The organism is Virgibacillus doumboii (assembly GCF_902806455.1).
Classification (GTDB): Bacteria; Bacillota; Bacilli; order Bacillales; family Amphibacillaceae; genus Lentibacillus; species Lentibacillus doumboii.
On the sequence record NZ_CADCWQ010000002.1, the window covers coordinates 521,043 to 539,111 of the forward strand.

At 39.8% G+C, this 18,069-nt stretch carries 29 protein-coding genes; all 29 read left to right on the plus strand.

What is annotated here, in order from left to right:
* Positions 1-142 precede the first annotated feature (142 nt).
* Complete coding sequence (locus tag G6R02_RS19075) at positions 143-520, plus strand: hypothetical protein (RefSeq protein WP_164670944.1); 378 nt, start codon at positions 143-145, stop codon at positions 518-520.
* Positions 521-622: 102 nt separating this feature from the next.
* Positions 623-829, plus strand: coding sequence for an XtrA/YqaO family protein (locus G6R02_RS19080; protein ID WP_164670945.1), 207 nt, complete (start codon positions 623-625; stop codon positions 827-829).
* Entirely contained in the window at positions 826-1,437 is a 612-nt protein-coding gene (locus G6R02_RS19085; protein WP_164670946.1) for a hypothetical protein, read from the plus strand. Before G6R02_RS19080 ends, G6R02_RS19085 begins: the two co-directional genes overlap by 4 nt.
* Before the next feature lie 84 nt (positions 1,438-1,521).
* Positions 1,522-1,704 (plus strand): hypothetical protein, encoded by a 183-nt coding sequence (locus tag G6R02_RS19090; RefSeq protein ID WP_164670947.1) that lies wholly within the window; start codon positions 1,522-1,524, stop codon positions 1,702-1,704.
* On the plus strand, positions 1,695-1,850 hold the full coding sequence (locus tag G6R02_RS19095; RefSeq protein ID WP_164670948.1) for a hypothetical protein: 156 nt from the start codon (positions 1,695-1,697) through the stop codon (positions 1,848-1,850). The genes G6R02_RS19090 and G6R02_RS19095 overlap by 10 nt, the downstream gene beginning before the upstream one ends.
* Entirely contained in the window at positions 1,847-2,014 is a 168-nt protein-coding gene (locus tag G6R02_RS19100) for a hypothetical protein (protein WP_164670949.1), read from the plus strand. The genes G6R02_RS19095 and G6R02_RS19100 overlap by 4 nt, the downstream gene beginning before the upstream one ends.
* A 111-nt stretch (positions 2,015-2,125) precedes the next feature.
* The gene (locus tag G6R02_RS19105; protein ID WP_164670950.1) at positions 2,126-2,560 is read left to right on the plus strand and encodes a DNA-binding response regulator; all 435 of its coding nucleotides are present in this window, start codon (positions 2,126-2,128) and stop codon (positions 2,558-2,560) included.
* A 24-nt stretch (positions 2,561-2,584) separates the two neighbouring features.
* Entirely contained in the window at positions 2,585-3,079 is a 495-nt protein-coding gene (locus G6R02_RS19110) for a hypothetical protein (RefSeq protein WP_164670951.1), read from the plus strand.
* 77 nt (positions 3,080-3,156) lie between these two features.
* Positions 3,157-3,330, plus strand: coding sequence for a hypothetical protein (locus G6R02_RS19115; RefSeq protein WP_164670952.1), 174 nt, complete (start codon positions 3,157-3,159; stop codon positions 3,328-3,330).
* 90 nt (positions 3,331-3,420) lie between these two features.
* Positions 3,421-4,335, plus strand: coding sequence for a terminase small subunit (locus G6R02_RS19120; RefSeq protein WP_164670953.1), 915 nt, complete (start codon positions 3,421-3,423; stop codon positions 4,333-4,335).
* Positions 4,310-5,509: a PBSX family phage terminase large subunit gene (locus tag G6R02_RS19125; protein ID WP_164670954.1), complete on the plus strand. Its 1,200-nt coding sequence runs from the start codon at positions 4,310-4,312 to the stop codon at positions 5,507-5,509. The genes G6R02_RS19120 and G6R02_RS19125 overlap by 26 nt, the downstream gene beginning before the upstream one ends.
* A 9-nt stretch (positions 5,510-5,518) precedes the next feature.
* Positions 5,519-6,904: a phage portal protein gene (locus G6R02_RS19130; RefSeq protein ID WP_164670955.1), complete on the plus strand. Its 1,386-nt coding sequence runs from the start codon at positions 5,519-5,521 to the stop codon at positions 6,902-6,904.
* Positions 6,891-7,907, plus strand: coding sequence for a phage head morphogenesis protein (locus tag G6R02_RS19135; protein ID WP_164670956.1), 1,017 nt, complete (start codon positions 6,891-6,893; stop codon positions 7,905-7,907). Before G6R02_RS19130 ends, G6R02_RS19135 begins: the two co-directional genes overlap by 14 nt.
* A 12-nt stretch (positions 7,908-7,919) precedes the next feature.
* Positions 7,920-8,090, plus strand: coding sequence for a hypothetical protein (locus G6R02_RS19140; protein WP_164670957.1), 171 nt, complete (start codon positions 7,920-7,922; stop codon positions 8,088-8,090).
* Between the two features lie 61 nt (positions 8,091-8,151).
* A complete protein-coding gene (locus G6R02_RS19145; RefSeq protein ID WP_164670958.1) occupies positions 8,152-8,400 on the plus strand; it encodes a hypothetical protein in 249 nt (82 codons plus the stop codon).
* A gap of 98 nt (positions 8,401-8,498) precedes the next feature.
* Positions 8,499-9,095 (plus strand): DUF4355 domain-containing protein, encoded by a 597-nt coding sequence (locus tag G6R02_RS19150; RefSeq protein WP_164670959.1) that lies wholly within the window; start codon positions 8,499-8,501, stop codon positions 9,093-9,095.
* 16 nt (positions 9,096-9,111) lie between these two features.
* Complete coding sequence (locus G6R02_RS19155) at positions 9,112-9,426, plus strand: hypothetical protein (protein ID WP_164670960.1); 315 nt, start codon at positions 9,112-9,114, stop codon at positions 9,424-9,426.
* 26 nt (positions 9,427-9,452) lie between these two features.
* Positions 9,453-10,478: a major capsid protein gene (locus G6R02_RS19160; RefSeq protein ID WP_164670961.1), complete on the plus strand. Its 1,026-nt coding sequence runs from the start codon at positions 9,453-9,455 to the stop codon at positions 10,476-10,478.
* A gap of 14 nt (positions 10,479-10,492) precedes the next feature.
* Positions 10,493-10,969, plus strand: a complete 477-nt coding sequence (locus G6R02_RS19165; RefSeq protein WP_164670962.1) for a hypothetical protein — start codon at positions 10,493-10,495, stop codon at positions 10,967-10,969.
* The gene (locus G6R02_RS19170; RefSeq protein WP_164670963.1) at positions 10,956-11,141 is read left to right on the plus strand and encodes a hypothetical protein; all 186 of its coding nucleotides are present in this window, start codon (positions 10,956-10,958) and stop codon (positions 11,139-11,141) included. The genes G6R02_RS19165 and G6R02_RS19170 overlap by 14 nt, the downstream gene beginning before the upstream one ends.
* Positions 11,142-11,149: 8 nt before the next feature.
* Positions 11,150-11,452, plus strand: a complete 303-nt coding sequence (locus G6R02_RS19175; RefSeq protein WP_246202674.1) for a phage head-tail connector protein — start codon at positions 11,150-11,152, stop codon at positions 11,450-11,452.
* Positions 11,449-11,781, plus strand: a complete 333-nt coding sequence (locus G6R02_RS19180; protein ID WP_164670964.1) for a phage head closure protein — start codon at positions 11,449-11,451, stop codon at positions 11,779-11,781. Before G6R02_RS19175 ends, G6R02_RS19180 begins: the two co-directional genes overlap by 4 nt.
* Positions 11,774-12,199, plus strand: a complete 426-nt coding sequence (locus G6R02_RS19185) for an HK97-gp10 family putative phage morphogenesis protein (RefSeq protein ID WP_164670965.1) — start codon at positions 11,774-11,776, stop codon at positions 12,197-12,199. The genes G6R02_RS19180 and G6R02_RS19185 overlap by 8 nt, the downstream gene beginning before the upstream one ends.
* Before the next feature lie 4 nt (positions 12,200-12,203).
* Entirely contained in the window at positions 12,204-12,638 is a 435-nt protein-coding gene (locus G6R02_RS19190; protein WP_164670966.1) for a DUF3168 domain-containing protein, read from the plus strand.
* Between the two features lie 11 nt (positions 12,639-12,649).
* A complete protein-coding gene (locus tag G6R02_RS20180; RefSeq protein WP_246202676.1) occupies positions 12,650-13,408 on the plus strand; it encodes a phage major tail protein, TP901-1 family in 759 nt (252 codons plus the stop codon).
* A 48-nt stretch (positions 13,409-13,456) separates the two neighbouring features.
* Positions 13,457-13,906 carry a tail assembly chaperone gene (locus G6R02_RS19200; protein WP_164670967.1) on the plus strand — a complete coding sequence of 150 codons (450 nt, stop codon included), beginning with the start codon at positions 13,457-13,459 and terminating at the stop codon, positions 13,904-13,906.
* Positions 13,907-13,908: 2 nt separating this feature from the next.
* Positions 13,909-14,250, plus strand: coding sequence for a hypothetical protein (locus G6R02_RS19205; RefSeq protein ID WP_164670968.1), 342 nt, complete (start codon positions 13,909-13,911; stop codon positions 14,248-14,250).
* Between the two features lie 3 nt (positions 14,251-14,253).
* The gene (locus G6R02_RS19210; RefSeq protein WP_164670969.1) at positions 14,254-16,608 is read left to right on the plus strand and encodes a phage tail protein; all 2,355 of its coding nucleotides are present in this window, start codon (positions 14,254-14,256) and stop codon (positions 16,606-16,608) included.
* Positions 16,608-18,059, plus strand: coding sequence for a distal tail protein Dit (locus G6R02_RS19215; RefSeq protein WP_164670970.1), 1,452 nt, complete (start codon positions 16,608-16,610; stop codon positions 18,057-18,059). The genes G6R02_RS19210 and G6R02_RS19215 overlap by 1 nt, the downstream gene beginning before the upstream one ends.
* Positions 18,060-18,069 lie beyond the last annotated feature (10 nt).

Below are 18,069 nucleotides of genomic sequence, written 5' to 3' on the forward strand. Positions count from 1 at the left end.
CGCTTAGTGCGAGCTCTAACCTAAGGATGTGACGTAATGAGTGCTGTAGTTATAGGAGTTTTATCCATTTCAACGTTTTTGCATATAGTGGCTCTTATTATGTATCGGATAGAGTACCTGGAAAAGAAGAGGGGTGTTGGTGGTGAGTGAACGGTTGGAACAGATTATCAGTTTACTAGGCGAACATGACCATTCGGAGGATTCATTGGAACAGACGGAATTAGCGAAGGAGATTTTTGATAAGCATATCGGTTGGCTTATCCAACAAGCCGAACGCACCAAGAAGCTAGAAAAGGATTTGAAATTTGAACGTCGTGCTGTTGCTGGATGGGCAAGGCAATATGATGATTTTGAAGAAAGAAAAGATGATGAAATAGAACGACTCGAATCCGAAAATGAACGGTTGCGAAAACAACTTGACGATTGGCAAGGTCGAACATTCAAAGCACAGGCGCAAATAGAAGAGGTCTTGCGGGACAAACAACGACTTCTCCTGAAAATGGGGAGGGAAGTGACGTGAGTAAATGTGTCGAATGTGGTGATAAAGCAACACACTGGTCTGGGAATCTATGTGAAAAGTGCTTCAGGACAATACTTAAAGAAAAAGCATAGGAGGCAGAGCATGAGGTTACATCCGGTACCGATTGATATAGACAAAAATAAAATTCATGTAGATGTCGATTTAGAAGAAGGAAAAACCCCCTTTATTGTCGTATATTGTCAAGGGGAAGCTAAAATAACCTATCTTCCTGAACACGGAGAGACAAAGGTGGTTACACATCAGGGGAAGGTGAAAAGGGTTAAGTTTGATGAGGGGGAAGATTTTTGACTGAATATTTAACTTTAATCACAGCGCTAGTTACGTTTGTTTTAACAAGCACATTTAACCTTATCAAGGATCGGAATCGTGTAAAAAAAGAACGACGAACAGTGATTTTACCGAAAAGAATAACTGGACCGTACAACTTTGACTTGACTTCGGGGATAATAAATGGAATGAAGGTGCAGGACATAAACCATCAACTACATCGTAAAGAATCTAGTGAACTTGGTGAGAATTACAAAGTAGACTTTCTTTTACTGCATAACGATTCAAATTCAAAAGTTATGGATGTCTATATAGAGTTTAATAACTCAGCTATAGATCACGATAAGAAACCTTTGCAAAGGAAATATGCTATTCAAGCAATTAAAGGTCAAGAAGCTGTATATATACCGTTGGGCACTCCGAGGACTCCAACTATGATAGATGATAAAAATCTAGTTGTTGAATATAAGACTGTTGAGAATGAAAGGTTTCGTTATGAAGAATCTCAAAAAAATGACGGAAGTTTTGAGAGAATTTTATACAAGTACTGGTTTAAATATAAAAGACCATTTATAAAATTTAAGGAATCAAATTATTTTTCATGGGAGATTCTTGATAAAAACAAATAAGTTCTACCAGCCAACTGGAGGACACTGAATGACAGCTTTACAGCTGCCGTTTGGTGTCCTTTTTCTATTTTAGGAGGGAGTCAAATGATTTATTTACTGATTTACCTAGCAGTCGGTCTGATTGTTTGTGTATTACCGGATGAACCGGCAGGGATTCAGAAAGATAAACGCATTGAAGTGCTGTTTATGATGTTTTTGGCAACTGTGGCTTTATTTTGGCCTGCATATCTAATTTACAAAATGGGGAGGAAACGAAAATGGTTATAGCGTTTCAAATAGTTTTACTGATTATCATATTTTCAGCAGCTGTCATGGCGATTACAGAAAAGCAGGATAAAGACATCAGAATTACATCGTTCGCGGTTAATCTGGCAGCGATCATTGCTTTTATAGTGAGTGTGATGTGGCTATGAGATTTTTGCAGGTATTTTGTTCAACAGTTGCAGTGTTCTTGATCGTATTCGGTATCGCAGGGCTGATTGCAGAAATCATGCGGATACAAATCACATTTGCTATATCAGTATTTGCGCTGGCTATTGTTGCGTATTTATTGAGCGATGAGGTCGTGAGGAAATGAAAATCATACTCAAATATAGCCAATACCGCAAAGATAAATATAAACCAGAACAAAAACCAATTAAGCGAAGTGTATATGCTGAGTTACTTTTCCGGGAAGGAGCTGGGTGGAATGAGAAAAAATGAAATAAAAGATATGCTGCATGGCTATCACTGGATGATTCAAACAATCGCACTCAAAAGAAGTGAACTTATGAATGATGCAGGAGAAAATATTACTTCAGAATACAGTATTGAAGCAACATTGCCGAAAGCTCCTTACAAAGTCGGTGATCCGTTATTTGTTGAGGTAAATCGACGAGAAAAAGAATATGACAGCATCAAAAAATTAGAGAGAAAAGTGATATTAGTGCAGCGGTTATCGAATTGCATTACTGATGAAAGGCAAAAAATAATTATGAACAAAATTATGGACGGTAGGAGTATGCGCTCTATATCAAGACATATGCAGATTCCATTGTCTAATTTAGCGAGAATCCGAGATGATATTGTAAACAGAATGCATTCGGAACAAATGGAACATTTGGAACAATCGGCACATAGTTGAATTTATTAAAAGCGCATCTGTAAAATGGGAGGAAGGAACGGCGCGGAAAATTATTACAGTATCAAAGCGCTAATTGCAGGAATTTCCCTCCTTTTGTCGAAGATAGTAGATAAAGGGGGAGACGAAATGGAGCACAGGAAATTAAATGCCGAAGAGTTATCTTTGTTATATAACTTTATTGAATCACTTAAAAATGAAGACGTAGACCTCTTCTGGAGTTGTCTATCTGAAAGATGTAAAGAGCTGATTAAAACGGAAGTAGACTTTTTTTCAGGAAAAGATAAAACAGAAGTATTAAAAATGGTTAAGGATCATTATGGTGAAGAACTTGAACATTTAGGAATAGGGAACATGATAAGATTTACTAATGAAGAGCTAACAAGAGGTTTTGGTTTTTTTCAAACAAATGTTAAGACTAATATACATTATCCATTCGGCGCCTCTGATGTTCATGGAATGGAAATACCATTAGAATTTGAGAATGGTGAATTCAAAATAAATATCTTAAAGAAAAATTAAGGCACTCAATGCGGTGCTTTTCTTTTGCAGGAATTCCCCTCCTTTTGTCGAAGTATTGGTGGGAGGGGGTGAAGCAATTGGCTAAAATAGGAATCAATGAAGCAAGGGTACGCGATATTCTTAAGGAAAATGACGTTGAAGATGAAAAAATCACAAAGGCGTTGTCGCAGATAATCGAAGAGAACAACCAAGCAATAGAGTCCAAGCTAGGAAGCGAAACAACAGAAAAGAGAATTGCTGATTACGGATAAAGAAGAGGTTTAAGATAAGCACCCATTGCGGTGCTTATTCTTTTGCACAAAACAAACTTAACTAGCACCGGGGGTGGGTGATGATGTAGCATGCCAAGAAAAAGAGATCCACGTCGTGATAAAGCATTTGAACTGTGGAAAGAAAGTAAGGGTAAACGAAAATTAAAGGATATTGCAGCTGAATTAGAAATAAGCGATTCACAAATTCGCAAGTGGAAAAGTCAAGATAAATGGAACGATAAATTAAAAGGTAACGTTACTAATTCGAAAAGGAGCGTTACCAAACAAAAATCAACTAATCGTATTAGAGATGCCACACCTCAAAAAGAGGAAAAAGAAGAGTCTTTGCAAAGCGATGAACTTACTGATAAACAAAGGTTTTTCTGCATGTATTACCTCAAATATTTTAGTGCTGCTAAGGCATATCAAAAAGCATATGGTTGTGCGTATGATACTGCTAAAGCACATGGGTATAAACTGTTGCGGAATGTTGCTATAAAACAAGAAATTGATGAGATGAAGGAAGAACAGGCAAATGGGATATTGCTTGATGCTCGATTTGTTCTGCAAAAATACATCGACATTGCCTTCGCTGATGTAACAGATTACACCATTTTCGGCAAAAAGGAAGTTCAACAAATGGGCATGTTTGGACCTGTTGAGGACGATGAAGGTAATCCTGTTATGAAAGAAATAAACTATGTGGATTTTAAGGAATCAAATGAAATCGACGGGACGATCATCACTGAGGTGAAACAAGGGAAAGATGGAGTGTCTATCAAACTGGCCGACAAGATGAAGGCTCTGGATAAACTTTGGGACTACTTCGATATGCTGCCTGAATCCACAAAAGATAAACTACAGCAAGAGAAATTAAAAGCCGATATTGCTAAATCAAAAGCAGAGATAGAGAAGATTAACTCCAAAGACGACGACAATAAAGAAAAAGACGTTGCAGCTGCTTTAAGGGGGTTAGTGGATGGAATTAACTCCAAAACAGACTAAAGTAGTAAACAGCGTACGAACAGAAGACCCAAAAATACTACTATTAAGTGGTGCTAAACGAGCTGGTAAAACCTTTATAGCAATTCTCTTATTCTTGGCACATGTAGCAAAGTATGAAGGAGAAGGGTTATCTTTCATTATTGGGGGCGCCACACATTCAAGTATATGGCGTAACATTTTGGATGATATGGAAAAAATCATAGGACGAGATATTAAGCTCGATAAGAAAAATGCATTTGAGTTATTCGGCAATAAGGTATACGTGTTTGATGGTTCAAAGTCCGATTCATGGAAGAAAGCTAGAGGATTTACTGCTGCAGGAGCGCTTTTAAACGAGGGAACAGCATTACATGACACTTTTGTAAAAGAGGTTATTTCTAGGTGCTCATATAAGGGCGCAAGAATTCTAATTGATACTAACCCGGAGAACCCAGCACACCCCGTAAAAGAAGATTACATCGACAAGGATGGTCAGCAGTTAGAGAGTGGCCGGTTAAATATCAGGGCATTTCACTTCACTTTATTTGATAATGTGTTCTTGGATCCTGAGTATGTTGAAAGTATCGTCGCTTCTACACCTACCGGAATGTTTACCGATAGAGATATTCACGGTCATTGGGTTGCAGCTGAAGGTGTGGTATATAAGGACTTCAATAAAAAGATTCATTACATTTCAGCAGCGCAAGCAGAAAATCTCAATTTTGTAAGGTACTTTGCTGGCGTTGACTGGGGATATGAGCATCCAGGTTCCATTGTTGTAATTGGAGAGGATGACCAGGGTTGTTTTTATGTCCTAGAAGAACATTCGAAACAACACGAAGAAATCGATTATTGGGTAGATGTAGCTAAAGGCGTTAAAAAGCGCTACGGCAACATCTTTTTTTATTGCGATTCTGCTAGACCTGAACATGTAACGAGGTTTAGAAGAGAAAAGCTGAAAGCGTTAAATGCTGACAAAGCAGTTGTATCCGGTATTGAAGAAGTAGCAAGACTATTCAAGATTAACAAGTTGAAGGTTATTAAAGACAATGTAAATCGTTTTGAGAAAGAAATATTTATGTATGTGTGGAACGAGAAAACAGGCGAACCAGTCAAAGAATGGGATGATGTCCTGGACTCGATTCGTTATGCAATTTATACGCACATGAGACCGAAGTCAAGAAGGACAAGGTAGGTGATAAACATGAAAAACTATGCTCAAAAAATCAAAGAAAATAATAACCAAATTACTGGTGAATTACTCCAGCAAATTATAGCCGACCATAAAGAAGAACGAGAACGCATGATGAATCTCTATGAGCGTTACCAGGCAAGCCAAAAAGGGGTGCCTATATTCAATCGCAAGCACCCGAATTATGACGAGTTTGGCATCCGTTCTGTTAAACGTATTGACGATAAGGTGAATAACACCCTAAATAATGCCTTTGATGGAGAAATTATCGATACTGCAACAGGCTACTTCCTTGGGCATCCAATAACCTATAAATATAACGAGGGGGAGGATGCAGCAAGAACATTATCAATCGTTAAGGAGATTGATATCTTTAATCTCCGTAATCATGTAGAGGATGCTGATGCTGAATTTGGAAAGATGGCCATCATTTGTGGAAAAGCTGCAAGGCTTGCCTATATCGAACAAGGTACCGGATATGAACGGATTAAAAACATAGATCCTTGGCAAGCGATATTTATTGGAGATAGCATTCATGAGCCAGAATATTCGATTCGATATTTTAAGGATTCAGAAGGAATAAATCGCGCCGAATTCTACAATGATCAATACATTTATCATTTTGTAGATGAAAACGGAAAATATAAAGAAGTTAGTAGGGAAGAGCATCTGTTTGAGTTTAATCCTCTTTTCGGACTCGCGAATAACAAGGAAAAGCAAGGTGACACTGAGAAGGTACTTGCGCTAATTGATGCGTATGATCGTACCCTTTCTGATGCTTCAAACGAGATTGAACAATACAGGCTTGCTTATATGGTGTTCAAGGGCATGAGGGCAGACGATGAAACGGCTGATGATTTACCGCGTACTCGTATTATTGAATTGTTGGAAAAAGACGATTCTGTTGATTACCTCACGAAAGATATTAACGATGATCTGATAGAACACCATCTTGATAGATTAGAAAAGAACATTATGAAGTTTGCTAAATCAGTAGACTTTTCCGATGAACAATTTGGCACCACAGTTACAGGAGTGGCTATGCGCTACAAACTCCTGTCATTGGAAAACAAGTGCATCACCAAAGAGCGGAAAATGACTGCAGCACTTCGTTATCAGTATAAAGTCATATTTAGTGCCTGGGCAAAGCGAAAAAACGTTGGTAAGGATGATTATTTGAAAGTAGGATTTACCTTTAAACGTAACCTTCCTGTAGATATAGAAGGGGAAGCTACTACCACAGCACAATTGCAAGGTAGGGTTCCTGAAGAAAAGCGTTTATCTTTATTGTCATTTATCGAGGATCCTAAAGCCGCAATGGAACAAATGCAGAAAGAACAGGATGAAATTGACGAGCACCAAGAGCCATTAGGCGGTGAGGGCAATGAACCAGCTTGAAATTGAAGAATACCTGGACAAACTAGCCGAACAGACCGGCTCCGAGATTGAAGAAGTGATTGTGAAGCGACTGAAAGTGATTCAGAACCGAATCGCGCAAATGTACGCAAAATATGCTGACTCAGACGGGGAGTTATCGTGGACTGATATAAACAAGTACAACCGATTCCAGAAGGAAATGAAACAAATCACGAAGGAATTAAATGCTGATTATCGCTACATCATTAAGAAGCTGCAAAAATCGAATGAGAACATCTATCTAGAAGGTTTTATGCGGCATATGTACTTATATGAGATGGCAACCGGAAAAGGCATGTATGTTTCAATCCCTTCAACAGAAACAATTAAAGGAATACTGCTAAATCCGATTGCTGAATTGACACTATCGAAGATTTTTGAACAGCATCGGAATGAGATAGTCAGGAAAATTAATATTGAACTCGGACAAGGTATTCAAGCGGGCGAAGGCTATGCAACAATGGCAAAACGTATTGAAAAAACAGTGGGATTCAGTCGAAACAAAGCCCGTCGAGTTGCAAGGACAGAAGGTGGCCGGGCAAGAACAATAGCAGGTGAGGAAGCTGAAAAGAAAGCATCTAAACATGTGGATATTACCAGCGTATGGATGAGTGCTTTGGATTTAAGAGTAAGACACTCTCACCGAGTGCTTGACGGTCAGAAAACAGACGATGAAGGCTATTTTCATTATCGGAGTTGGAAAGCCAAAGCGCCGCATTTATGGGGAATACCTTCCATGGATATTAATTGCAGATGTGTTAAATTACGTCTGGTAAACGGTATGCTTCCTGAATATCGCAGAGGACGAGATTACATGGATCCGGAATATCAACGTAAACTGGCGGACCGGATAGAAAAATATATGGCTGATGATGCTAGAACATACAAACAAGCGCTCAAACGGGCGAAGCGAGAGATTAAGCCACCTTCTACAACAATGCTTTATACAACTTTTGATGACTGGTACAAAAAACATGCTTTATAGGAGGTATGAAAGTTGGATTACACAGTTTTTCTTGATGATGAATTGACAATTATAGTTGACGACGTTCATAACATTGAAAACAATGACGACGAACTAATGTTCATAAATTCAGAGAACAAACTCGTTGCTGTAGTCAGCAAAAATGAATATAAAGCAATAGTTGCAAACAAGCCACAATCATGATTCGGAGGTGGTCCATTATCTGCCAACTGCAGGCAAAGCAGTATATGGAAGGGGTGAGAGAATGAAGTATCGAAAGAGGCCAGTAGTCATTGAAGCGGTCGAGTGGAATGGTGCAAACCATTTAATTACTGAAACATTTATGAAGGATTGCGAAGGTGCTCATGTGACTTACGAAAATTATCAGCTGGGTGAAGTCGTAATTCCTACATTGGAAGGTGAGATGAGAGCCAGAGTAGGCGATTACATCATTAAAGGTGTGAACGGTGAATTTTATCCATGCAAGCCAGATATTTTTGAAAAAAACTTATGAACCAGTAAATTGACCTGAGCAAGTCACTAAAAGGCTTTTTTATTATGCACAAATACAGACTTGTAGGCTCGAACTGCAAGGCTTAGGAGGAATAATCAATGAAATTAGAAGAAATCAAATCTTGGTTGGAAGAAAATAAAGAACAGGAAGACGTAAAAGCGTATTTGGAAGAACTTAGCGCCGTTTCAGCAGAAAAGGTCGAAGGGTTTCTGGATACGCCGGAAGGTAAAAAGCTATTGCAACCACGTTTAGATCAGAACTTTACAAAAGGGCTGAATACGTGGAAGGAAAAGAACCTTCAAAAATTGATTGATGAAGCTGTCAAAGAGGCGAACCCAGATGAAACACCTGAACAAAAGCGCATCCGTGAATTGGAAGAAAAGATTCAACAAACGGAAAAAGAATCTCAGCATGAAAAGCTCATGAATAAGGCGGTGTCTCATGCTTCTGAAAAAGGATTGCCTACTGACATTGTTTCTTTCTTCATTGGTGAGGATGAAGAAACCACCATGAAGAACCTAGAAACACTAGAAGAGAAATATAATGCCGCCATTTCAAAAGGTGTGGATGAGAAGTTTAAAAAAGATGGCCGCAAGATTGATGGTGGCGGAGGTGCTGACGATAGTGTTGGCGCTAATTTTGCGAAAAGTGCTAACGATGATAAATCAGCACCCGAAGTAGATGTATGGAAATAAAAAGGAGGAATTTTGAATGGTATATGTATCTGGAAAAACAACAGCAAAACAAATTAATTTTTTAGCAAGTGCTAAATTCGTAGCATTTACACGTCAAGTGAGCGATGCAGGTGTTACAGCTAATGCACAAGGTAGGAAGATTGTTCCAGCCGGCACTGTTTACCCTGCTAATGATGCAACAGCAGAAGGAATTTTACTAACTGATGTAGATGTAACGCATGGACCGCAACCTGGTTCCGTTATGGTTGAAGGTTATGTAATTGAATCACGTCTGCCAGTTGCACCAGATTCATTGGCTAAGCCAGAAATCCCAGAAATTAAATTTCAATAATGGACAGAAAAGGAGAATGATAGATTATGCCAAATATTTTAGAGTTATTTAGCCAAAAAGAAGTATTGAATTATCTACAAAATCGTGAATACCCTGCATTGCTTGGGGAGTCACTGTTTCCAGAAAATAAACGTCAGAGCCTAGAATTCGATCAAATCAAAGGGGCAGGAAAAACTCCTGTTGCAGCTAGTGTTCATGCTTTTGATACTGAAGCTGAAATTGGCAGCCGTGAAGCTAGTAAACAAGCACTTGAATTAGCGTTGATTAAGCGGAAAATCCAACTATCTGAAAAAGATATCGTAGCGTTGGAAAACCCACGTAATACAGCTGAGCAACAATATCTTATGCAGAACGTTTTCAATGATATGGACGTTCTTGTACAAGGTGTAAAGGCGCGTATTGAAGCTATGCGTATGGAAGTTATTGCAAACGGTACAGTAACCCTTGCGGAAAATAACCTAAGCGCAACAATTGATTATGGTGTTCCTGCTGAAAATAAAGAAGCGCTATCCGGTACGTCTCTATGGACTGACACTGCAAACTCTGACCCATTAGGTGACCTGGAGCGTTGGGCTGACCAACTAGATGGTAACGCTAGTCGCGCGTTGACTTCTAAGTCTGTTCTAAATGCACTGCTGCAGCACCCTGCCATTATAGATGCGCTTTATGGAAGAGGCTCTCAGCGGATGGCAACTCGTCAAGAATTGAATGCATTCCTACAGCAGCGCGACCTGCCTGTTATTGGGGTTTATGACCGTAAGTACCGAAAGCAGAATGCAGATGGCACTTATACCAGCAACCGTTACTTCGCTAATAACAAGTTCGTAATGTTCGGAGAGGGAACCCTTGGCGAAACAATTTACGGTCCGACTGCTGAAGAAATCCGTCTTACTCGTGACCCGTCCATCGAGACAAGCAAAGTCGGTAATGTTCTTGCTATGGTATATGAGGAAAACCTTGACCCTGTTAGTACATGGACGAAGGCGGTAGCGACAGCACTTCCTTCATTCCCTGCAGCTGATGAAGTATTCCAGGCCCAACCAATAGCATAAGGAGGCGTTCTTTCATGAAAGTAAGTGTTAAACAGATCCCTGTTCGATATGACGGCAAGTCATATCGGGCAGGTGATACTTTAAATATTAAAGAAAAATATTTCGATAGTAACATCTTTGAAGAAGTGGAATCAGAAGATGGGGATTTCAAAGAGTTATCGAAATCAAAGTTAAAAAAAGTAAATAATGATGATTTAAAAAGTTACTTGGACAATAAAGGTATTGAGTACACTTCTGAAGATACCAAAGACCAGCTGATTGCTCTAATTAAAAGTGAATCCAACGGCAGAGGTGATAACAATTTCGACTTAGCTGACTTATCTCTTGAGGATTTACAAGAGATCAATAATGAATCGCTTGAAGCATATTTGAAGTCAAAGGAAATTGATTTTCCGGAAGATGCAACGAAAGAAGACTTGATCGCTCTGATTAAACATCAGGAGCCACAGGAACCACAAGAACCAAAGGGTGATAATGATGGCCAAGAATAAAATAGTCGTTCAGAGGGGCAAAGAAAAGCGTGTTGTCCAACCTTCAATGGTACCTGAAGGATTTAGGTATGTCGAGGATTACAAGGAGCCCAAGAAGGCATCAAGTAAACAGAAAAACGCACCTAAAAAAGAATCTTCTAAGACTAAATCTAAGTCAAAGGATAAAAAGTAGGTGATTACATGGCCTTAATTGATGATGTTGCCATGATAGCTGAAGTGGATTTAACAAAGCATAGGGATTACCTGAAAACCATGATTCCAATGCTAGTCGAAAAAGCCCAAGATCATTGTAACAATACATTCGATGCAGACAAACCACCTGCCGGTGTAAAAGTTTTCATAGCTGAATCTATCCAGCATAAATTACAGTCGAAAGGCGTATCGTCCCGCCAAATGGGGTCTGTGAGTTATTCTTATGATACTGACTTGCCGGATAGAATCATGAAGAATTTACGTCCTTACAAAAAGGTGCGATTCAAATGAATGAATTCCCGCATAATGTGACATTTCTCACGTTTTCAGACCCCGAACCGGACGGTGGAGGCGGATATATTCCAGGTACAGGTGGTTGGAAAACATATGACACTATAGAAGGCTTTTTGGATACACCGACAAGCGAACAAATCTATAAAGCCCACCAGCTGCAACATCCGTTTGACAGGTATTTGTTTTTCCTTTACCGGACAGATATAACAGTTGCAATGCGCGTAAAATGCGAGAGTGATACGTATGAACTGGTGGGAAAACCACTCGACCAGGGCGGACAGCATGAGGTTATGAGGGTGTCTCTAAGGTTGATTCCTGATGCCTAGGAAGGCAAAGGTTCATGTTGGTAATAGATTGTTGGAAAAAGCATTGAAAGACTTTGAGGATCATGTAATTGACCGTGCAAGAGAGATTGTTCAGGAAACTGGGTTAAAAATATTCAATAATGCTGTTGCTCTTGCTCCAGTCGACGATGGTAACCTAAGAGATTCTATTACTTTTGAGAGTAGTTTAGATGGTCTATCTGTATTGATTAGAGTTGGTGCGGAATATGCAATTTACGTTGAATATGGAACGGGAATTTACGCTGAAAACGGAGACGGACGTAAGGAACCGTGGGTGTACTGGTCCGACAAATTAGGCAGGTTCGTTTATACTGTGGGAATGCGCGCTCAACCGTTTTGGCATTCCAGTGTAGATCGTGGTGCCAGGTATTTCAGGAAAGAAATGAAGAAATTGGGGTGATAAAATGACCCAAACTGCATTATGGCCATTACAACAGTCTTTGTATCAGAGAATATATAATAATGCCTCTGTCCGAGCATTGGTGACAGGGGTATATGACCATGTTCCCAAAACTATTAAGGATGAGCAGGGGAATGATATACCTGTACCCTTTCCTTATATCGTCATCGGTGAACCTGTTTCAGATCCATTCGATACCAAAACAACAACTGGTGAACAGATTGCACTGGTTATTCACGTCTGGAGCAAATATCCAGGTAAAAAAGAAGCATATGACATCTTAAACGCTTGTCTGCAAGCTACATCACGCCGCCTATCAATTGAAGGCGGTTTTTCTATTGAATTGCAGGAGCGCACTAATATGACAGTATTTGATGATATCGATGGCATTACACGTCATGGGGTGCTCCGTTTGCGATTCACGATTTACAATAAATAGGAGGTATGAGAATGACACGATCAGGTAAAAAGTCTATCTTAATGGCTCAATTAGAAGATGCAGTAATCGGTTCAGATGCATTTGTATTAGGTCACTTAACCGAACACACGCACTCAATTGAAAATGAAATATTGAACGAGGCATCAAAATTCGGCCGCATTAAAGAGTACGGTGAGAATGATGAAAGCTTCGATACGACAATGTATGTCGAAGAAGGCGATGCTGGTCAAAGTGCCATTAAGAAAGGTATTAAACAAAGGAAGAAAATAAAACTTTGGGAAGTTAATACAGAATTGAATGCGAATGGTATGCACGATGCCATTTTTGCTTACTGTATCGCTGAAAACTATGAAAAATCAAGCCCAGGGGATGGATTAGAAGAAATTACTTCAACATTATCTGTAATTGGGACTTCCCAAGATGGTGAACTAGCTCCATTGCCTCCTGAAGTCATCGAATTTGCTCAGTATGGATTCGAAACTCCGGGCGAAACAGGTGCTGATCAACCAGCTGCACCAACGAATCTGACATCAAGTAATGTCATGGCGACCACTGCTGATTTGAGTTGGGATGCTGTAACGTATGACGGTGGTATTTCTGAATATCGTATTTATCGTGATGGAACTCAAGTTGGTACTTCTGCAACGACAACATTCTCTGACAGCGGATTAACGGCATCTACAGAATACAGCTATCAAGTGTCTGCTGTTGGTAATAACGGTGTTGAATCCGAATTGAGTACTGCATTAACTGTAACAACTACTGCATAAGAGATTGGCTACGGCCAGTCTCTTTTATTTTATTAAGGAGGAACATTCGTGCCTATTCTAAACATTAATGGAAAAGACTATGAAGCAAAGGTCACTTTCAAGTTTAATAGTCTTGCTAAAGAAAAGTATCATGGCGAGGACAAAGAAGGCAATAAAACATCCGGAATTAATAACATTTATGAAAGATTATTGAATTACGACCATGAAGGGCTTATTGGATTTTGGGATTGTGCTGTAAATCATATAAAAGAACGTCCAAAACAATTTGAAATCGAGGAAGCTCTTATGGCTGCAATCGATAAGGAAGGAGACACCGAAAAGCTTTTTAAGGATTGTTTTAAAGCTATGGACCAATCGGGTTTTTTCAAAACACAAGCGAAGAAATTCTGGAAAGATCTAGAGAAGGCACCGGATTTCGCAAGCGACGAGAAGGAGAAGGCACAAATCGAGATGTACGTAAAACGAATGAAGGAAAGCAGAAAAACGATAATGAAATAAACATGTTTCAGGTTATTGAGGATGCAGCGCATTACCTGCAGGTCTATGACATTGATTTAATTTACTCCTGGACTCCCAGAGAGTTCAAAACGCTTGTGAAGGGTGCACAGCATCGTGAGATTGATGAATTCGAGCGTATGGCACGTAATGCGATGTTCAACCGATACGCCAACAATAATAAACATGCCCGTGAAAAGAAAATGTTTGATGCAGATAAGGCCAGGAAGCGACTTGATCAGGGTGACAAAGGATATAAAGACAGCAAAGTTATCGATTTTACACGCTATCGTAAGGCTAAAAAGGCTATGCAGCAGTATCTTTCTAAGCAAAAGAAGGGAGGGTGATCCATGACTGAGCGATTTATGGCGAATATCGGTGCCAAAATTAGAAGTTTCCAACGCAAAATGAAGGAAGTTGATAAGAAAGTCAGGGAAACAGCTATGGGTACCGAGGTACCTGTGGGTGCTGATATTTCAGAGGCAAACCGTAAGATGGGGCTCTTGCAAAAAGTTAAAGAATCCCTGAATGATAAGGTTGTTGTGCCGATTGAGGCAAGGGTTAATAAATTTCAGAAACAATTGAACAGAATAGCGAATGTGATGCAATCTGCCGGAACGGTAGCAGGTAGCTCCTTCAGAGGTGGCTTTATTGCAGCGTTACCTGCATTGGCACCAATCATTGCTAGTTCTGTAGGTGGGCTGGGCGGTCTCGCATCTTCTTTCACTGCATTAGGCGGTGGACTTGGAGCATTTGGTTTAGCAGCGATTGGTAATGCATCCAAACTCACTGACAGCATGTCTGATCTTCAAAAAATCAGAGATAAGATTGCATCCGAAAAGCAATCACTTGATCCAAACCAGGAAAAGATTAACGAGTTGATGAATGAGCGTAAGAACATATTAAACAACATGAGCGCAGCACAACAATCCGCGATGCAGCAATTTAACAAATTCAGAAGTGCCTGGAACAAATTTTTGGAAGTAACGCAGAAACCCGTGTTCAAAGTGTTTTCTGCTGGGCTAAAAACAGCCACATCATTATTGCATGAAATAAAGCCAATCATAAAACCTATATCAGATACGCTTGTAGACTTGCTGAATCAGTTTAATAATTTTTCAAAAACAGAACAATTTAGGAGCTTCATAGACTTCTTTGCTGGTCGCGGCTCGAGCGCACTTAAAAACTGGGGTCAGATTGCCGGTAATGCTTTTCGCGGATTTATGGAGTTAATGAAGGCCTTTGGGCCTTTGGGCGCTGATATGGAAAAAGGTCTAATCGGTATGACGAAAAGTTTTGCAGATTGGGCGGCAGGATTAAGTAAGTCAAAGTCATTTCAGAAATTTATCGACTTTGTTAAGACTAACGGTCCAAAAGTAATGTCTCTAATCGGCAACCTAACAAAATTTATCATTAATCTAGGTGTCGGTATGGCTCCATTGGGTTCCAAAATACTTGATCTAGTAAATGGATTCTTGTCATGGATGAACAGCATGATGAAAGCAAATCCGATTATCGGGCAAGTAATATCCTGGGTGACTTCACTTATAGGAGTCATTTTAGCTATTACACCCGGTATACTCTTATTTGGTGGTACGTTCATTAGTATTATCACGAAAGTCGGCGGCATTCTCAAATGGTTTATTGGTGGTCCGATCGGGTTATTAGTTTCTGCTTTAATCATGATTGTTCCGTTTGTGATTAAAAACTGGGATGACATTTGGCAAGGTACACAGCAAATATTTACGATGATTGGAAACTTCCTGAAAGGCATATGGACCTGGATAAAAAATATGTTCAATGGTGCCTTAAACTGGATTGATAATGTTACAAACGGAAAATTCACACTAATAACAAACACGATAAGAAAATACTGGAACATGGTCGGGCAGAACATCAAGGACGTATGGAACTGGATTAAAGGCTCCTTTAAACGTGCATTAAAGTTTATTAAAGCGATTGTATCAGGCGACTTCGGCAAAGCAAAAAACCTGATAAAAGAACAGATGCAAAAATCGAAAGAGTTAATATCTCGAATATGGAACCGTATTAAGAATTTCTTCAAGGATATTCTAACTGACATCGTCGGAGCAGTGGTCGGTAAGTTTGTCGACTTGAAAAACTCAGTTAAGGACGGGATGAACAAGGCTTACGACAAAGTACAGGACATTGGTGGTAACATCGTTGACTTTTTCGGAAATATTAACCTATTTGATGCAGGTAAAAAGATCATCGGTTCTGCTATTGACGGGATAGTTTCAATGAAAGACAAAATCATGGATAGGGTTAGTGATATTACAAGTGGTATACGTGATTTCTGGCCGTTCTCTCCTGCAAAAGATGGCGCATTGAGTGATATTCACCGTATGGATTTTGCAGGTCCTATCAGCACGTCGATTGCTAAGGCAAAAACAGGAGTTATGCGATCAATGTCCGGATTAGCGGGAGCAGCAAGAAGAGCATTTCAACCGAACCTTGCATTAGCAGACATGGGTGTATCAGCAACACTGGATGCATCGATTAGTAGCAGGGATATGAGTGCGATTAAAAGCGGATTGAGTGTGGATGTTGATGACTTTGAATTACCGCAGAATGATGAACAGTATGCTGTTTTTAATATTGGCGGATATGAGGCTAAAGGTGTTGTTAAATATATCACTGACGAACAGGAACGGGAGAAAGGTAGAAGGGAGCGATTTAGATAATGCTTGATATGACATATGAAGAGTACATGGGTGAAGTTTTCCATCTGTGGCATGACGGAACGGATTATTCTGAATACTTCGATGTTCTTGAAGTCACAGGTCGCTCCTTATCTCCTAATGAAATCAGTTCTGTGAGAGTTCCAGGAATGCCTGGTGCACATTTTCAAAGAAAACGTAAAAATGGTGTACCGTTAAAAGTAAAAGTGTTAATAAGGTGTAATACAGATGAAGAATTGCGACAGAGATTAGACACATTAAACGGTATGCTAGATACAGAAGATGAAGTACCGATTCAGTTCTCTGACGAGCAGGACAAAACGTACTTTGGGATACTCAGCGACATTAGTGAAGGTATAGAAGTGAATGGCAATCATATAGTCACAATCACTTTTTGGCGTTCAAATCCGTATAAATACGGCCCAGAACAACCTATCGGTCTAACCGGTCGAGGCACCATAATAGAAGTCCCAGGAACTGCAGAAACAAAGCCTATTATCGAGATAGACGTACTAGCACCTATCACATTTGCGATGATAAGCAACGGCACCGATTACATGATGATTGGTAACCCTACAGCAGTTGAAGAAACACCTGTCGAAGCTGAAACAAAAGTATTTCATCATGATATGGATTCTAAAACTGGATGGGTGAACACAAGTGTAATTTCAGAGGGTTACATCAACGGAACAATGGCGAATGATACTACGGGCTTTTATCCACAATTCGCCGAACCTAATCCCGGTGAATTCGCTTGGCATGGACCGGCCAAGAAACATAGCTTATCGGAAGCAGTGCAGGATTTCCGAGCGGATTTTGGTTTCCGTTTTTATGCTGAAAGTCGCGGTGGTACAGTTGGTCGGATTGAAATGTACGGATTAGATGCTTCGAATAATATCGTTTTCCGAGCATGGATTGAGGATAAATGGGACGGTTACGACCACTTCGGTGTTTGCCTGGAACTTGGGAATGGAGATCGTACTGAATACTTCACTCTTCCTAGAAACTTAGAGGATATGTACGGTAGGTTGAAAGTCATCCGCAAAGGTAACGAATGGACGCTGATTATTCAACATTTAAAAAGTGGGGCTGGCCGTATTGTTCTGAATGAATGGACGGAAATGCTTGAATCCGACTTAGTTATGCAACAAGTATCGCAAATACAGTTATCCTTCCAAAAGTGGTACGACACCGACGAAGAGGATATGGAAGTTCTTTTGATGAGGTTATATAAGTTGAATAATGTTGAGGGTACTCCATATATCGCACATACAGGCGACACGATACTATTTGACCTCAAAAATCACGACATTCGTATTAACGGCGAAAAGCGGAAGGATTTAAAAGACCGTGGAGCTACAGAGTTTGATTTATTGCCAGGCAAAAACAAATTAGCATTATTGCCAGACGGTGATGTTCAAGGGGTGATTAAATTCCGTCCAGCCTACAAGTAGGGAGGTGAGT

Bases quoted from the DNA above. Each gene is read 5' to 3' on its own strand.
- G6R02_RS19080 (WP_164670945.1), top strand. From the start codon at position 623: ATGAGGTTACATCCGGTACCGATTGATATAGACAAAAATAAAATTCAT.
- G6R02_RS19090 (WP_164670947.1), top strand. From the start codon at position 1,522: ATGATTTATTTACTGATTTACCTAGCAGTCGGTCTGATTGTTTGTGTA.
- G6R02_RS19095 (WP_164670948.1), top strand. From the start codon at position 1,695: ATGGTTATAGCGTTTCAAATAGTTTTACTGATTATCATATTTTCAGCA.
- G6R02_RS19100 (WP_164670949.1), top strand. From the start codon at position 1,847: ATGAGATTTTTGCAGGTATTTTGTTCAACAGTTGCAGTGTTCTTGATC.
- G6R02_RS19105 (WP_164670950.1), top strand. From the start codon at position 2,126: ATGAGAAAAAATGAAATAAAAGATATGCTGCATGGCTATCACTGGATG.
- G6R02_RS19110 (WP_164670951.1), top strand. From the start codon at position 2,585: ATGGGAGGAAGGAACGGCGCGGAAAATTATTACAGTATCAAAGCGCTA.
- G6R02_RS19120 (WP_164670953.1), top strand. From the start codon at position 3,421: ATGCCAAGAAAAAGAGATCCACGTCGTGATAAAGCATTTGAACTGTGG.
- G6R02_RS19125 (WP_164670954.1), top strand. From the start codon at position 4,310: ATGGAATTAACTCCAAAACAGACTAAAGTAGTAAACAGCGTACGAACA.
- G6R02_RS19130 (WP_164670955.1), top strand. From the start codon at position 5,519: ATGAAAAACTATGCTCAAAAAATCAAAGAAAATAATAACCAAATTACT.
- G6R02_RS19135 (WP_164670956.1), top strand. From the start codon at position 6,891: ATGAACCAGCTTGAAATTGAAGAATACCTGGACAAACTAGCCGAACAG.
- G6R02_RS19145 (WP_164670958.1), top strand. From the start codon at position 8,152: ATGAAGTATCGAAAGAGGCCAGTAGTCATTGAAGCGGTCGAGTGGAAT.
- G6R02_RS19150 (WP_164670959.1), top strand. From the start codon at position 8,499: ATGAAATTAGAAGAAATCAAATCTTGGTTGGAAGAAAATAAAGAACAG.
- G6R02_RS19155 (WP_164670960.1), top strand. From the start codon at position 9,112: ATGGTATATGTATCTGGAAAAACAACAGCAAAACAAATTAATTTTTTA.
- G6R02_RS19160 (WP_164670961.1), top strand. From the start codon at position 9,453: ATGCCAAATATTTTAGAGTTATTTAGCCAAAAAGAAGTATTGAATTAT.
- G6R02_RS19165 (WP_164670962.1), top strand. From the start codon at position 10,493: ATGAAAGTAAGTGTTAAACAGATCCCTGTTCGATATGACGGCAAGTCA.
- G6R02_RS19170 (WP_164670963.1), top strand. From the start codon at position 10,956: ATGGCCAAGAATAAAATAGTCGTTCAGAGGGGCAAAGAAAAGCGTGTT.
- G6R02_RS19175 (WP_246202674.1), top strand. From the start codon at position 11,150: ATGGCCTTAATTGATGATGTTGCCATGATAGCTGAAGTGGATTTAACA.
- G6R02_RS19180 (WP_164670964.1), top strand. From the start codon at position 11,449: ATGAATGAATTCCCGCATAATGTGACATTTCTCACGTTTTCAGACCCC.
- G6R02_RS19185 (WP_164670965.1), top strand. From the start codon at position 11,774: ATGCCTAGGAAGGCAAAGGTTCATGTTGGTAATAGATTGTTGGAAAAA.
- G6R02_RS19190 (WP_164670966.1), top strand. From the start codon at position 12,204: ATGACCCAAACTGCATTATGGCCATTACAACAGTCTTTGTATCAGAGA.
- G6R02_RS20180 (WP_246202676.1), top strand. From the start codon at position 12,650: ATGACACGATCAGGTAAAAAGTCTATCTTAATGGCTCAATTAGAAGAT.
- G6R02_RS19205 (WP_164670968.1), top strand. From the start codon at position 13,909: ATGTTTCAGGTTATTGAGGATGCAGCGCATTACCTGCAGGTCTATGAC.
- G6R02_RS19210 (WP_164670969.1), top strand. From the start codon at position 14,254: ATGACTGAGCGATTTATGGCGAATATCGGTGCCAAAATTAGAAGTTTC.
- G6R02_RS19215 (WP_164670970.1), top strand. From the start codon at position 16,608: ATGCTTGATATGACATATGAAGAGTACATGGGTGAAGTTTTCCATCTG.